The organism is Vibrio neptunius, from assembly GCA_019339365.1.
GTDB classification, from domain to species: Bacteria; Pseudomonadota; Gammaproteobacteria; order Enterobacterales; family Vibrionaceae; genus Vibrio; species Vibrio neptunius.
In genome coordinates, this window is record CP079859.1 from 2,297,879 (window position 1) to 2,311,913 (window position 14,035).

Below are 14,035 nucleotides of genomic sequence, written 5' to 3' on the forward strand. Positions count from 1 at the left end.
ACTCCTTACTGAGTCAGAAAGTCTTGGGCGAAACGTTGTAATACACCGCCTGCGTTGTAAACCAATACTTCGTCGGCGGTATCGAGTCGGCACGTGACCGGCACGTCCAGCTTTTCACCGTTTTGGCGTGTGACAACTAAAGCAAGATCAGTCCCCGGCTTAATCTCACCAATCACATCATAAAGCTCGGTACCATCAAGCATTAATGACTGACGGTTGACACCTTCTTTAAATTGCAAAGGAAGTACGCCCATCCCGACAAGATTGGTTCGGTGGATACGCTCAAAACCTTCGGCAACGATAGCTTCAACGCCTGCCAAGCGAACGCCTTTTGCCGCCCAGTCACGAGATGAGCCCTGACCATAATCGGCTCCTGCAACAACAATTAGGGGTTGTTTTCGGTTCATATAGGTTTCGATCGCTTCCCACATACGCGTGACCTTTCCTTCAGGCTCAATACGAGCCAGAGAACCTTGAACAACCTCGCCTTCGTCTCTAACCATTTCGTTAAATAACTTAGGATTTGCAAAGGTCGCACGCTGCGCGGTAAGGTGGTCTCCACGGTGAGTCGCGTAGGAGTTGAAGTCTTCTTCAGGAACTCCCATTTTCGCTAGATACTCACCTGCAGCGCTGGACGCAAGAATGGCGTTAGAGGGAGACAAATGATCGGTGGTAATGTTGTCACCCAGTATGGCTAGCGGTCTCATTGAAGACAGTGTTCTTTCGCCCGCCAATGCGCCTTCCCAATAAGGTGGTCTGCGAATGTATGTACTTTGCGGGCGCCAGTCATACAAAGGATCACTGTTGTTTTGTTCGTCATCAAGCTTAAACATTTGAATATAAACTTGATTAAACTGCTCAGGTCTAACGTACTTACCCACTACCGCGTCAATTTCTTCGTCAGTTGGCCAAAGGTCATTAAGGTAAATAGGCTTGCCCTCAAAGTCTGTACCCAACGCATCTCGCTCGATATCGAAGCGAATCGTTCCTGCCAACGCATAAGCAACAACCAACGGCGGTGACGCCAAAAATGCTTGTTTCGCATAAGGATGGATACGCCCGTCGAAGTTGCGGTTACCAGAAAGTACCGCCGTCGAATACAAATCTCGGTCAATGATTTCTTGCTGAATCTCAGGGTCTAACGCACCACTCATCCCGTTACATGTCGTGCACGCATACGCGACGATACCAAAGCCGAGTTTTTCCATCTCTTCAAGCAAACCTGCTTCTTCAAGATACAACTTCGCGACTTTTGAACCGGGAGCGAAAGACGACTTCACCCATGGCTTACGTACAAGGCCCAATTGGTTGGCTTTCTTGGCAACTAAACCTGCGGCGACAACGTTTCTTGGGTTACTGGTGTTAGTACAGGAGGTGATCGCTGCAATAATTACCGCACCATCGGGCAATTGACCTTCACTCTCTTGCCACTGGCCTGCAATACCTTGTGAAGCTAGCTCTGACGTCGGCAAACGGCGATGTGGATTCGAAGGGCCGGCCATATTGCGTGTTACTGCAGACAAATCAAACTCAAGCACTCGTTCGTATTGCGCTGAATCTAAGTCATCAGCCCAAAGGCCCGTTTGTTTGGCGTAGTTCTCAACCAGTTCAACTTGTTGGTCATCTCGCCCCGTCAATTTTAGGTAGGTGAGCGTTTGTTCATCAATATAGAACATGCCTGCTGTTGCACCGTATTCAGGCGTCATGTTTGAGATGGTTGCTCGATCACCAATTGTCAGGTCACTGGCACCCTCGCCGAAGAACTCAAGGTACGATGAGACAACACGCTCATTGCGTAAGAACTCAGTGATTGCCAGAACGATATCCGTTGCCGTAATACCAGGTTGGCGTTTACCCGTGAGCTTAACACCCACAATATCTGGTAGGCGCATCATTGATGGTCGACCTAACATTACTGTTTCCGCTTCAAGCCCACCCACACCAATAGCAATAACACCTAACGCGTCCACATGCGGGGTATGACTGTCAGTTCCGACACAGGTGTCCGGATAAGCAATACCTTGTTTGGCTTGCACTACAGGTGACATTTTTTCCAGATTAATCTGGTGCATAATGCCGTTACCTGCAGGAATAACGCTGACGTTTTCGAAGGCCGTTTTACACCACTCGATAAAGTGAAAACGGTCTTCGTTGCGACGCTCTTCGATCGCACGGTTTTTCTCGAACGCATCGGATTCAAAACCCGCGTGCTCTACCGCCAGAGAGTGGTCGACGATCAGTTGGGTCTCCACCACAGGGTTCACTTTAGCAGGGTCTCCTCCTTGATCGGCAATTGCATCACGTAAACCAGCTAAATCAACCAAAGCCGTTTGTCCCAAAATATCGTGACACACCACGCGTGCTGGATACCAAGGAAAATCTAAATCACGCTTGCGATCAATCAGTTGTTTAAGAGAGGCCGTGAGAGACTCCGGCTCACACCTTCGGACTAATTGCTCGGCAAGAACACGCGATGTGTAAGGGAGAGTCTCATAAGCTCCTGGCGTAATATCATTGACTGCTTCTCGGGCATCGAAAAAATCAAGATCAGATCCCGGAAGCGGCTTACGATATTTTAAATTCACTGTACTACTCATATCATTGCTTCCAATCAGATAATATTCGGGTATCCGAGCCTCCTTACTCGCTGGTAAGGAGACTCATGGGTAACTGGGTGTTACCTCTTTTCGATAGGAACCCAATCCTGATGTTCAGGACCTGTGTAATCCGCACTTGGGCGAATAATGCGGTTGTTGGCACGCTGCTCATAAACGTGTGCAGCCCAGCCAGTCAATCGGCTCATGACGAAGATAGGTGTAAACAACTTGGTTGGAATGTCCATAAAGTGGTACGCCGAAGCGTGGAAGAAATCTGCATTACAGAACAGTCCCTTTTCACGTTTCATCACCGATTCGACTCGCTCAGAGACTGCATAAAGGTGTGTATCGCCCACTTTATCTGAGAGCGCTTTCGACCAACGTTTGATTAATGCATTTCGAGGGTCACTTTCACGATAGATAGCATGACCAAAGCCCATGATTTTATCTTTATTGGCTAGCATCTGCATGATGTTGGTTTCTGCCTCATCAGGCGTCTGCCAGTTTTCGATCATTTCCATCGCAGCTTCGTTTGCCCCACCATGCAGCGGACCACGCAGAGTGCCAATTGCAGCCGTAATACAAGAATGGATATCCGACAACGTCGAGGCACAAACACGTGCCGCAAACGTCGAGGCATTAAACTCGTGCTCCGCATAGAGAATCAGCGAGCAATGCATGACCTGCTTATGCAGTTCACTCCGGATCTTTGTCCGTGAGCATTTTAAGAAAATAGCCACCAATACAATCTTGAGACTGATCGTCGGTATCAATTCGGAACGCCATCATGACTGAATCGGTACCAGTAACAAATGATGGCAGGGAATAGCGCCAGCATTCGTTCCGTCGCATCATGTTGCTCAGAAAAGTCCATTTCCTGTTCAAGGTTGCCAAGAACCGAGCAACCTGTTCGCATCACATCCATTGGGTGAGCGCTTGCTGGAACCAGTTCCAAAGCTTGCTTCAGCTCAGCAGGTAAGCCGCGTAAGCCAATCAGGCGCGTTTTGTATTCATCCAGCTCCTGCTGCGTCGGTAAGTGACCACGCAACAGTAGATGAGCTACTTCTTCAAACTGCGCATTATTGGCTAGATCGGTGATATCGTAACCTCGATACGTCAGACCGGTACCTGTTTTACCGACGGTGCATAATGCAGTGCTACCGGCGCTTTGACCTCGTAGGCCTGCACCACCTATCTCTTTAGTTGGCATATTGAACTCCTTTTCTGTCCGCTCAGCCCTCTGAATGGAGCATTTTTCTGTTCGGACAAGTTTCACGTTATTGAATTAAAAGTTTTCCGATACTTTTCTTGGGCTTCCGTTTGTTTCTGTTCACTATTTTCCTTCTGAAAACAACTGATCTAATTTGTCTTCGTAATCGTGGTACTTGAGGTGCTCATAGAGCTCTTTACGCGTTTGCATCGAATCAAGCAGCGCTTCTTGATTTCCCTCTTTCAACAGGTGGGCGTATACCATTTCTGCGGCTTTATTCATCGCTCTAAAAGCACTCAATGGATACAACACCATATCCACATTTGATTTGGCTAACTCTTCACCACCGTACAATGGTGTTTGGCCAAATTCGGTAATATTCGCCAAGATAGGCACGTGTTTTCCAGTCGCTTGCTTTAGCGCTTCAGAGAACTGTGAATACTGCTCTAATTTATTCATTGCCTCTGGAAAAATCATGTCCGCGCCAGCTTCGACACAGGCAATCGCTCGTTCAATAGCGCTGTCCATTCCTTCAACTGCGAGCGCATCCGTGCGAGCCATAATGACGAAACTTTCGTCATTGCGCGCATCTACTGCGGCTTTCACTCGATCAACCATTTCTTGTTGACTGACAATGGCTTTGTTTGGTCTGTGACCACAACGTTTTTGGGCCACCTGATCTTCCATATGAATGGCGGCAGCACCGGCTTTTTCCATTGCTTTGATCGTACGGCCGATATTAAATGCGCCACCAAAGCCAGTATCGATATCCACCAGTAAAGGCAGATCACACGCATTAGTAATGCGGTCAACATCAACCAAGACGTCATTAAGGGTCGTGATCCCTAAATCAGGGAGGCCGTATGATGCATTGGCGATACCGCCACCTGACAAATAAATCGCTTGGTGACCTATGTTTTTTGCCATCATGGCGCAGTATGGGTTAATCGTACCGACAATCTGCAAAGGATCATTTTGCTCTACGGCGGATCTGAATTTCGCCCCTGGAGATAAACTCATGACAGTTTCCTTCTAGTCATTTTCAGCAAGTAAAATTTGTTGCTCTATCAACCGTCTGCTGCCTGAGATATGTCTTCTCATCAACATTTCGGCCAACTCTTCATCACGATTACGAATCGCCTGAAGGATAAATTTATGTTCGTTCAGCGCTTCTTTGGGTCTGGATTGAGCCCGCGGCGATTGGTATCGATACATACGCAGCAGGTGATACAGCTCATCGCATAAGAGAGCGATAAGTTTGCTATTACGGCTCGCCTGAATAATGCGATAGTGAAAGTCAAAGTCGCCTTCCTGATGAAAGTAAGAAGCACCTGCAACTTCATCGATGTGCTTTGAGTGCTTGGCTAGCAATAACTCCAAACTCAGCAGCTCTTCTCGAGAGATATAACGTGCCGCCAAGCGTGCCGCCATCCCCTCTAAAGCCTCCCTGACAGCGTAAATTTCAACTAGCTTTTCGGGGGAGAAGGTAATCACTCTTGCCCCGACATGGGGAATACGCTCAATCAACCCTAGCCCCTCAAGTCGCATTATGGCTTCTCGCAGTGGACCTCGGCTCACTTCAAACCGTTTCGCTAACTCAGGCTCGGAGATCTTACTTCCGGGTTCCAAATCACCTTCGACAATGGCTTCAATCAGAATTTCAGTCAGACTTTCTGATTTGGTGTTTTCTTTCTCTGTTGTTTTAGTTTTCATACGAGTCGTGAGTTCATCATTCATACTTTGCTCGCTTATCTGTCTAACTCAATGTGTCAACAGTTACTAGGTTATAACGATAAAATAGCCGATCAAATTGTCGACAATCAAGAGAATTGTCGACAATTTAGACTAAGGTATAAGCTAATCCGTTATGGATATCTGCATTTAAGGAAACAAAATACGCGATTCTCATTGCTGTTTGTGAGCTCTATCGGCAAGAACAACACAAGAACAATGACTTAACTCTTACTTGTCATTAGTATCGGTACTGTAGAAGTAACCATGGATATCTATGATAAGAATGCAGACTCTAATTGGTAAGATATCAATCGCTGCTGCTATAGGCTTAAGCCTGACAGCGTGCTCAATGTTCTCAGAACCTAAGCGAGAACCCTATTACCCTCCACTTAGAGATACCGTCTATTCTGACGAAGACATTACGGTTATCGAGTCAAACAATGTTCTTAAAGCCGCCATTAAGTCCAATCAATATGTCAACGTTGCCAACTACGATAATGTCAACGGCACTGCAGATAAAGTGTTTGCCGAAGTATTAAATAGTTCTGCGGTAACACTAAAAGACATTCAAAATGAACAGTTTCATCAAGGTCTAGAGACCATCATCAAACAGTTCACTTGCGAGCTATATGCCAGCAAACAGCCAGTTGATTCAGTTCAGCTTTGTCCACTATCTTCTAAGATTGTCGACAATAATTTGAATTACCTACCGTTTGAGGATGGATTGCGCTTTACTCAAAGACTGAGTACAACACTGTATGACAATGAGGATAGGCTCCAGATCGAGCTGTTTCTCAAAAGTACTCACGAGCGCTCACTCGATTCTCTTTGGGGAGCAGTACATGAACTGGGGCGTTTCAACAACAGCACCCTCTCGCCAGACAGCCTAGTCCTGACTGTGAATATGAAGGTGTATAAAAAGTCGGACTCAAACTTACGTTGGATGTACCTTCACCCAGAGCCTTTAGTCTTCTTTGTGGTACTGCCATCTGTGGATTTGATCGTAAGCCGCCCAAATGAGGTAGAGAGTATGAATTTCTCCTATCGAAGCGCGAAACTGCTCGTTGTCGATAGCCGTTAAAAGAATGATGGATTCTGAGAGCGGCTCACACATTCAGTTATTATAGGGCTTAAACAGCGCGAATAATTAGTGGTAGGATTTATTTACGATAAGTTTACTGCTACTTTTTATAAATCCAACAAATTATACCTAGCGTATCAGTATAATTTTTAAGGTCTTTTTTCGACCAGACTAATTATTTCAAGGATATTATATGGCTGATAAGTATTCAGCGTCGGCTAACTTAATTTCGGCAAAGGACTATAAGAATCAAGAGCATACAGTTAGCGAGTTTACTGTAACTCAGGCTTTGTCCACTCCTTTTGAGATTACCGCCGTACTCGTCTCCTCTAGTTTCATTGTTAAAGACCAACTTGGTCAGCTGTTGACGATAAACCGATATTCCAATGAGTCTGGCAGCAACAAGTTGCAACGCTCTTTTAATGGAGTTATTGCTCGCATCGAACAAATGGGGCTGGACGCCAATCTGCAATTCATGCAGTACCGACTCACGCTTCGACCATGGTTCTGGCTTCTCACGCACACACATTCTTTCCGTGTTTATCAAACTCAAACGACGAAAGACATCATCAGCGATATCTTCGATAACGCGGGTTTTAAAGGTAAATACAAGCTCTCTAGTTTACCTTCAACAAAAAGAGAATATTGCCTCCAATACAACGAGTCGGATTTCGATTTTGTAACACGTTTGCTCGCAGAAGAAGGCCTACATTACTATTTCACACATGAATCCGGTGATCACACTATGGTCATCCAAGATGCACAATCACCTTTCGATAAGGCTGATGTAGCAAAATTTGATATGCAAGAAACTCCTTCAGGAAGCTTGCCTCTGATTAAAACCTGGTCACCCGTGATGTCTTTTCACGGTGCTAGTGTAGAACTAACGGCATACGACTACTCACAGTCTAAATTAGTCACCAGCAAAGCAAAAACCAGCAGCAATACCATCGCAAATAATACGAAGCTGGCATCTGTCCACTATCCTGATTTAGGCATAAGTGGAGATATGACCGACTTATCTAGCAACTTGGCAAAAAGACGGATTGAGCAAATAGAGCAGGATTATCAATCTGTTATTGCTCAGGCCGAACATGATATGTTCGAGGTCGCCACTTGGTTTTCTCTGTCAAGCCACCTCGACAAATCACAACTTGGTGATTTTTCCGTAGTCAGCACATCAACGCATTATTCCGATGATGTTCGCTGTGCTACAGAAATCAAACTCATACCCAAAGCAACACCAACATATCCAACACCACGATCAAAACAAGTAGTGAATGGATTGCAGAGTGCTACCGTTGCAGGCTCAACAGCAGGTGAAATCAACCAAGATGATCAAGGCAGAGTCCGTATTCAATTTCATTGGGATACTGAAGCCAGTGGCGATAAAACTAGTTGTTACGTGCGTGTCGCGCAAATGATGGCAGGTAGCGGCTATGGGACGCAGTTTATTCCGCGAGTAGGTCAGGAAGTACTGGTTTCCTTTATTGACGGCGATCCTGATCAGCCAATCATTACGGGCAGTGTGTATAACAGTAAAAACGCACCGCCCTATAAAGAAGCGAATACCACTAAAACTGGGATTAAGACGAAACTGACAGGCCAAACAAACGAGCTCTACTTTGACGATAAAAAAGACAATGAGCTGGTTTATCTCCACGCCGCAAAAGACATCACACAAGAAGTCGAAAACAACCATACTGAAACGGTCAAAGGTGAACTCAGTCAATCAGTAACCAAAGCCATGACTATTGCCACCGAAGACAACTATACGCTGAATGTCACTAAGGCGATGAGCGGCTCAGCGAAATCAATTACGCTGGAAGCAGATGACTCCATCGATCTCAAAGTTGGCTCAAGTAAGATTTCTATTTCCTCATCCTCAATATCTATCGAGGCCACTAATATTGATGTAAAGGCGAGCAGTGCGCTAAACCTAGAGGGAACGAATGTTACCAGCAAGGCTACCTCTGCGAATAAAGTGTCAGGAACAACAACAGCACTTGAAGCCACAAGTTCAAACAGTATTAAAGGACTGAGCATTGAAATCAAAGCCAGCACGACTCTCAGTGCTGAAGGTTCTCTCAGTGCCGAATTTAAGTCTGGGCTTAAAGGCACATTCGACGGTGGTGTATTAGGTGAACTCAAAGGCGCTATTGTGAAGGTTAATTAAATCTATGTATAAAAAAATCCCTTACCAGAGCAGTGCTCAAATATTACCAAGATTTCAAGCGTCAGACGAAGCCACGCAAATTATTGGCGATGAGTTACCCATCGACCAAGTCATAAGCAAGCTTCAGCAAGCAAAGTTGTACAACGACCTAGTGCAATTTCTGGCTCATGCTCTACCCGTTCGCGAGAGCATCTGGTGGGCATTGTGCTGTGTATCATCAAGAAATGATATTTGGAATGACACACAAAAGATGTCTCTTGACACGGTTAAACAATGGGCTCAGTCACCGTCGGAGGAACTTCGCAGACGAGCAGAGCTATTGGCGAATCGCCTTGAACTTAACTGTGGGCCATCATGGCTAACCCAAGCGGTGTTTTGGAACGGTTCTGGAAGCATAGTTGCGCCAGATCTACCAGTTGTATTACCAGACCCTTTTCTTTACGCGAAAGCTGTCAGCGGTGCCATTAATCACGCGGCTTCGTTACCAGAATGGGATAAATCCGAGCAATATTACGAAAAGGCAGTTCAAACTGCTCTCGACATTGCTTCAGGAGGCAACGGAGGTATTCAATGACACTACCCGCAGCAAGATTGACAGATATGCATGTCTGCCCGATGCAAACTCCAGCGGTTCCACCAATACCCCATGTTGGTGGGCCTATCACAGGGCCAGGAGCTCCAACAGTTTTGGTCGGGAGCCTGCCTGCAGCCACACTGGGAGATATATGTGTTTGTGTTGGCCCTCCTGATTCCATTATCAAAGGAAGTGCTACCGTTATGATAAACAGCAAGCCTGCAGCACGAATGGGAGATACGACCTCACACGGCGGAAGTATCGTATTAGGTATGCCTACCGTTTTAATCGGTGGATAGAATCGATTCTAGCTGCTTGTTGCAAAACAGCAGCCTTTTCGAACTTTGTGACTATCATTGACCAGTGCAAACACCTAATTTTGCCAGAAAATCACAACATTGCATTTACAGAACAACACCTCTTAAAGGTGATAAATTTCGACAAACCGCCTTAAGAGTACAAAAAATAGACACCTTTTGGTTTTTGCAAACCATATAAAAAACAAGGTATTGATAAAAAATATACGTCATCCGGCCAATTTTCTAGAAGGGGATCACTTTTCAAGGTAAATAATAAAATTGGACGAGCCTTTTTCAAAAATAAGCCTAGACTATGAGAAATACGGTTTTATTAACTAATAATAAGTAAGCACACATTTTATAAACTTTCTTGTGAACTACTAATAACGGACGCTGTATGGTTGATATTGAAGCACTATTGAAACCTATATCTGAAGAACAACCGTCAGGAACATACCTGAAGCTAGATCGTAGTGCCTACCGTACGTTGAGAAACCACTACAACACTGCACAATCGTCATTCCGCCAGTTAATTGAAACCCCAGACGCTTCAAGTGATGAAGCGCTTATCGAAGCGAATCAGAGCAACTGGGACTTGTTGCGTACATCGACGTTTGACGCTCTGACTACGCAAACTAAAGATATTGAGTTTTTAGGTTGGTATATTGCTAGCCAGCTTTTTACTCCAGCACCTTATGACAACCTCGCTAGCTCAACGAAAGCACTAGTCGGGTTTGTTGAATCGTTTTGGCCAACACTAAACCCTCATCCTCCAATTGAGAAGTTAAAAAGTAGTGACGAATCAGGTCAGGCTAAAGAACTCGTTGAGTTTCGAACAAAACCGCTTCTTCAGCTTGTTGGTGAAAGCCAAGATTCGACAGCACTTTACATGCCATTGCAAATGATCAGTCTTATTGATGAACTCTCTTTTGGTGATTTCCTACGTGCAGAAAGAGCAGGAAAGATTGCAGAGCTAAAAGATAGAGCACAAACCCTTTTCTCTAATGATGTGCTAAGTACACTAAGTGGCCTGTCAGAGAGCTATCAAAATTTTGATGCTGCAGAAAAACTGATTGCAAAAGAATGTCAAACGCTAGGGGTTGCTCAAGTAAGCTTCAAATTTGTCAAAGCTAACATTGCCGACCTAATCAATGCGATACAGTTTTTGGTCGGCGACAAATTTGCCCGATGGCCGCTAGATGATGAGTTCAAGCCTGTCGTCGATGAACCGACACCAGCCGCTAGTCAAGAATCACAATCCGCTCCTGTTAACGAAACACCACAAACAGGTGTCGAACATTCAGGTCTGGTTGCCCCGCAGCCTGTGGCTCAAAGTCCAAGTCAACCTCAGTCTGTGAGCTCGGTAGTCACTCATCGAGATCAAGCTTTCCACGAGCTGCGTAAGATCTCTGAATTTTTTCAAAGAACAGAACCTCATAGTCCTATTCCATTTTTGCTTGAGAGGGCAATTCGATGGGGCTATATGAGCTTGCCTGAACTACTGAATGAGATGACAGGCGGTAACTCCGGTGTAATCACTCATATTAATCAAGTTTCTGGCATGGATAACTTAGCGCAAGCAGATCTAAGTAACAAACCAGCCACTTCAACACAAACAGTTTCATCCGCACCTGGGCTATCACAGACAGGTGCTCATGTTCCGTCTCCGCAGACTTCAGCTCCTTCAGAGCCAGTCACAACGAGCGAACAAACTACTCAAACTCAAGCGAACACTACTCAACCTGAAAGTGGTATTAGTAGCTTCGAGTGGTAAAAACACTAAATGCTAATTAGCGAAGGAGATCAACATGGCTTCTATTTTCATGAGAATTGATGGCACTACACCTAAAGGTGCAGCAACTGTAGAAAAGATCGGTGGTAAAGATGGCTTCTTTGCTATTGACACCGTAACTTGGAACGCAGTTCGTGGTGTAGGTATTGATGTAGGTAACGCAAACAACGCTGACCAAGGTATGGTTGCGCTAGGTGAAATCAACGTTACTCGTGGGTGTGATGGTGCAACCCCTTACCTAACGACCTTCTTGTACGCTCCAGGCGGCGAAGGTAAAACGGTTGAGATTGTCATGACTAAACCAAACCGTGAAGGTTCAGGTGCAGATCCTTACCTAATCGTTACTCTAAAAGCAGCTCGTATGTCTAGCTACAACATGGCTGGTTCTGACGGTACTCTTCCAAACGAATCGTTCTCTCTAACTTACACTGAAATCTCGAAAGCTTACTACATCGAGGGTGAAGGCGGTAAGATCGAGAAAGGCCCAGAAGTAGGGTTCGACGCAACCACTGCAAAAGTGACATCGACAGCTAAATAATTAGCCAAGGAGAACCATTGTGGCACTAAACTCCCAACACAAACGTGTAAGTAAAAACCGCGTAAGTATTACTTACGATGTGGAAACTAATGGCGCGGTAGAAACCAAAGAACTCCCATTTGTGGTTGGGGTGATTGGTGACTACTCTGGTCATAAGCAAGACAAGGAAGACGTTGAAGATCGTACATTCTACAACGTTGACAAAGACAACTTTGACTCCGTGATGAAACGCGTCGGACCAGAGTTGTCTTTGAAAGTCGATAACGTACTTGCAGACGATGATAGTCAGTTTGAAGCAAATTTGACGTTCAATTCAATGAAAGACTTTGAACCTGAAGCCATCGTCGAGCAAGTTGAACCTCTTAAAAAGCTTGTTGAAACGCGTAACCAACTCAAAGTCCTACTTTCAAAAGCAGACCGTTCTCGTGATCTTGAGAAACTGCTGAAAGAAGTTCTACAGAGCGCAGATACTATCAACGCACTGTCAGAAGAGCTTGGTGTCAATAAGGAAGAAGGAGGCGAATAATGAGTACAGAAGCTGAAAATCAAACGCAAACCGAAGCAGCAGAAGGTTCGCTGAGTTTTCTAGACCGAGCAATCGAAGCGACTACTCAAACACCTGCTGATACAACAAAAGAGTTGTTTTCTGTTCTTGCGGAACAAGCGCTTTCAGGAACGGTGACGTGGGATAAAAACGTTACTAAAACAATCGAAAATGCAATTTCTGAAATTGACAAGAAGCTTTCTAAGCAGCTGTCAGAAGTCATGCAACAAAAAGAGCTTCAAAAACTCGAGGGCTCTTGGCGTGGGCTGCAGAAATTGGTTAAAGAGAGCGAACTAGGACGTGATCTAAAGATCAAAATGGTCGACTTTTCCCAAGAAGAGCTTCTAGACCAGTTTGAGGATGCTCCAGCAATCGACCGTAGCCCACTATTTAACGCTGTATACCAGGGTGAATTCGGTACGGCCGGTGGTGAGCCTTATGGAACATTCATTGGTGATTACGAGTTTAGCGCTAAAGACGAAGATGTTGCCCTACTTCGCTATATGGGTGAAGTTGCAGCAGCATGTCACGCTCCATTTGTTGCAGCTGCAAATGCACAAATGTTTGAGTTTAATGACTTCACCACGTTCGACGAGGGCAAACCTGTAGCAGCTGGTTTTGATTCACCAGCCTATGCCGCTTGGAATGCATTCCGTGAAAGTGATGACGCGCGCTATGTGACGCTGACTCTGCCACGAACGCTCGCTCGCCTACCATATGGTGCTAAAGGCCTTGGAACTGAGCTATTCGATTATGAAGAGCTTGGGACAGATATGGATGGTAACCCAAATCCAGAAAACAACGACCAACTTGTGTGGTCTAATGCAGCCTATGATCTGGGTCTCAAAATGACTCAGGCATATACTGCTTCTGGCTGGTGTACTTCTATCCGTGGTCTTGATAACGGTGGTAAGGTTGAAAACCTACCTAATCTGACGTACAAAACGGAAGCTGGCGACTTAGTTCAACAGTGTCCAACAGAAGTAAACCTCACAGATGAGCGAGAAAAAGAGCTTAGTGACCTAGGGTTCTTGCCTTTAGTTCATTACAAAAACTCGAACTACGGCGTGTTTATTGGTGGTCAAACGACTCAAAAACCAAAAACGTTCACTGACCCAGATGCGACCGCTAACGCTGCTATCTCCGCTCGCCTTCCATACATCATGGCAAGTAGCCGCATCGCGCACTACTTGAAAGTAATGGGACGTGACAAACTGGGTTCGAACCTTGAAGCACCTGACATCCAGCGTGAACTTCAGTTGTGGATCGACCAATACACTAACGCTGGTGCCATTGGTAACGAGCAACGTGCTAAGACACCACTTTGTGAGTCTCGAATTGAAGTAGTCGAGCAACCAGGTCGTCCAGGCTCCTACTCAGCTGTGGCACATCTACGTCCATGGCTACAACTTGAAGAATTAACAACCTCTGTACGTATGGTTGCTAAGATCCCAGGTTAATCCAATTTAAGGCCGGAGCAATCCGGCCTT

Annotated in this window: 11 protein-coding genes and 1 pseudogene; 8 read left to right on the forward strand and 4 right to left on the reverse strand. The window is 45.5% G+C overall.

All coding sequences use genetic code 11. The annotated features are described in order from the left end of the window. Nucleotides 1-5: 5 nt before the first annotated feature. The 4 genes and pseudogenes from acnD to KW548_10895 all read right to left on the reverse strand — a co-directional run bounded on the left by acnD (nt 6) and on the right by KW548_10895 (nt 5,544). Nucleotides 6-2,597, reverse strand: a complete 2,592-nt coding sequence (acnD, locus tag KW548_10880) for a Fe/S-dependent 2-methylisocitrate dehydratase AcnD (GenBank protein QXX05704.1) — start codon at nt 2,595-2,597, stop codon at nt 6-8. A gap of 80 nt (nt 2,598-2,677) precedes the next feature. Then, nucleotides 2,678-3,807, reverse strand: a pseudogene (prpC, locus tag KW548_10885) (2-methylcitrate synthase). A gap of 123 nt (nt 3,808-3,930) precedes the next feature. Next, nucleotides 3,931-4,827, reverse strand: coding sequence for a methylisocitrate lyase (gene prpB, locus KW548_10890; GenBank protein QXX05705.1), 897 nt, complete (start codon nt 4,825-4,827; stop codon nt 3,931-3,933). A gap of 12 nt (nt 4,828-4,839) precedes the next feature. Further along, the gene (locus KW548_10895) at nt 4,840-5,544 is read right to left on the reverse strand and encodes a GntR family transcriptional regulator (protein ID QXX05706.1); all 705 of its coding nucleotides are present in this window, start codon (nt 5,542-5,544) and stop codon (nt 4,840-4,842) included. A 280-nt stretch (nt 5,545-5,824) separates the two neighbouring features. Here KW548_10895 and KW548_10900 point away from each other — a divergent pair, with 280 nt between their 5' ends. From KW548_10900 to tssC, 8 genes are all read left to right on the forward strand, one after another. Further along, a complete protein-coding gene (locus tag KW548_10900) occupies nt 5,825-6,622 on the forward strand; it encodes a hypothetical protein (protein ID QXX05707.1) in 798 nt (265 codons plus the stop codon). A gap of 193 nt (nt 6,623-6,815) precedes the next feature. Then, a complete protein-coding gene (vgrG, locus tag KW548_10905; protein QXX05708.1) occupies nt 6,816-8,798 on the forward strand; it encodes a type VI secretion system tip protein VgrG in 1,983 nt (660 codons plus the stop codon). Between the two features lie 4 nt (nt 8,799-8,802). Further along, nucleotides 8,803-9,372, forward strand: coding sequence for a hypothetical protein (locus KW548_10910; protein ID QXX05709.1), 570 nt, complete (start codon nt 8,803-8,805; stop codon nt 9,370-9,372). Then, on the forward strand, nt 9,369-9,671 hold the full coding sequence (locus tag KW548_10915) for a PAAR domain-containing protein (protein ID QXX05710.1): 303 nt from the start codon (nt 9,369-9,371) through the stop codon (nt 9,669-9,671). The genes KW548_10910 and KW548_10915 overlap by 4 nt, the downstream gene beginning before the upstream one ends. Before the next feature lie 397 nt (nt 9,672-10,068). Beyond that, nucleotides 10,069-11,445: a type VI secretion system ImpA family N-terminal domain-containing protein gene (locus tag KW548_10920; protein ID QXX05711.1), complete on the forward strand. Its 1,377-nt coding sequence runs from the start codon at nt 10,069-10,071 to the stop codon at nt 11,443-11,445. Nucleotides 11,446-11,479: 34 nt separating this feature from the next. Beyond that, on the forward strand, nt 11,480-12,001 hold the full coding sequence (locus tag KW548_10925; protein QXX05712.1) for a type VI secretion system tube protein Hcp: 522 nt from the start codon (nt 11,480-11,482) through the stop codon (nt 11,999-12,001). Between the two features lie 19 nt (nt 12,002-12,020). After that, nucleotides 12,021-12,527: a type VI secretion system contractile sheath small subunit gene (tssB, locus tag KW548_10930; GenBank protein QXX05713.1), complete on the forward strand. Its 507-nt coding sequence runs from the start codon at nt 12,021-12,023 to the stop codon at nt 12,525-12,527. Then, nucleotides 12,527-14,005 (forward strand): type VI secretion system contractile sheath large subunit, encoded by a 1,479-nt coding sequence (gene tssC / locus KW548_10935; GenBank protein QXX05714.1) that lies wholly within the window; start codon nt 12,527-12,529, stop codon nt 14,003-14,005. Before tssB ends, tssC begins: the two co-directional genes overlap by 1 nt. Nucleotides 14,006-14,035: the final 30 nt, after the last annotated feature.

Excerpts from the sequence above, each read along its gene's own strand:
- KW548_10910 (QXX05709.1), top strand. The coding sequence starts at position 8,803 with ATGTATAAAAAAATCCCTTACCAGAGCAGTGCTCAAATATTACCAAGA.
- KW548_10925 (QXX05712.1), top strand. The coding sequence starts at position 11,480 with ATGGCTTCTATTTTCATGAGAATTGATGGCACTACACCTAAAGGTGCA.
- KW548_10920 (QXX05711.1), top strand. The coding sequence starts at position 10,069 with ATGGTTGATATTGAAGCACTATTGAAACCTATATCTGAAGAACAACCG.
- acnD (QXX05704.1), bottom strand. The coding sequence starts at position 2,597 with ATGAGTAGTACAGTGAATTTAAAATATCGTAAGCCGCTTCCGGGATCT.
- vgrG (QXX05708.1), top strand. The coding sequence starts at position 6,816 with ATGGCTGATAAGTATTCAGCGTCGGCTAACTTAATTTCGGCAAAGGAC.
- KW548_10900 (QXX05707.1), top strand. The coding sequence starts at position 5,825 with ATGCAGACTCTAATTGGTAAGATATCAATCGCTGCTGCTATAGGCTTA.
- tssC (QXX05714.1), top strand. The coding sequence starts at position 12,527 with ATGAGTACAGAAGCTGAAAATCAAACGCAAACCGAAGCAGCAGAAGGT.
- KW548_10895 (QXX05706.1), bottom strand. The coding sequence starts at position 5,544 with ATGAATGATGAACTCACGACTCGTATGAAAACTAAAACAACAGAGAAA.
- prpB (QXX05705.1), bottom strand. The coding sequence starts at position 4,827 with ATGAGTTTATCTCCAGGGGCGAAATTCAGATCCGCCGTAGAGCAAAAT.
- KW548_10915 (QXX05710.1), top strand. The coding sequence starts at position 9,369 with ATGACACTACCCGCAGCAAGATTGACAGATATGCATGTCTGCCCGATG.